Source organism: Isoptericola sp. S6320L, from assembly GCF_023015685.1.
Taxonomy (GTDB): Bacteria; Actinomycetota; Actinomycetes; order Actinomycetales; family Cellulomonadaceae; genus Isoptericola; species Isoptericola halotolerans_A.
In genome coordinates this window covers 1-358 of record NZ_JALKAT010000071.1, presented here as the reverse complement: position 1 = coordinate 358, position 358 = coordinate 1, and the positions used below count along the sequence as shown (strand labels likewise).

The 358-nt window shown below is 71.2% G+C and carries 1 protein-coding gene; it reads left to right on the top strand.

Annotation, left to right across the window (positions count from 1 at the left end):
* Positions 1-358 (top strand): hypothetical protein (locus MWU57_RS17920; RefSeq protein WP_246911050.1); only part of this gene is annotated, 358 nt, incomplete at both ends.

The following is a 358-nucleotide window of genomic DNA, read 5'->3' as shown; positions in this document are numbered from 1 at the left end:
CGGCGGGGTGGACACGGTCGTCGCGGACGTCGTGGACACGACCGGTGCGGTCGACGAGGTGCTGGGTACCGACGGTGAGGTCGAGGACCTGGTCGACGGGCTGGTGGGTGACGAGGGCGTCGTGGACGACGTCGTCGGTGCCGACGAGCCCGAGGCCGGTCTGACCGACGAGGTCGTCGAGGAGCTGCTCGACGACGTCGACTCCACGCTGGACAGCGCCCTCGAGGGTGACCTCGACGGTGTGGTCCGCGACGTCCTCGACCAGGACGGCGTCGTGGACGACGTGCTGGAGGACGGCGGGGTGGACACGGTCGTCGCGGACGTCGTGGACACGACCGGTGCGGTCGACGAGGTGCTG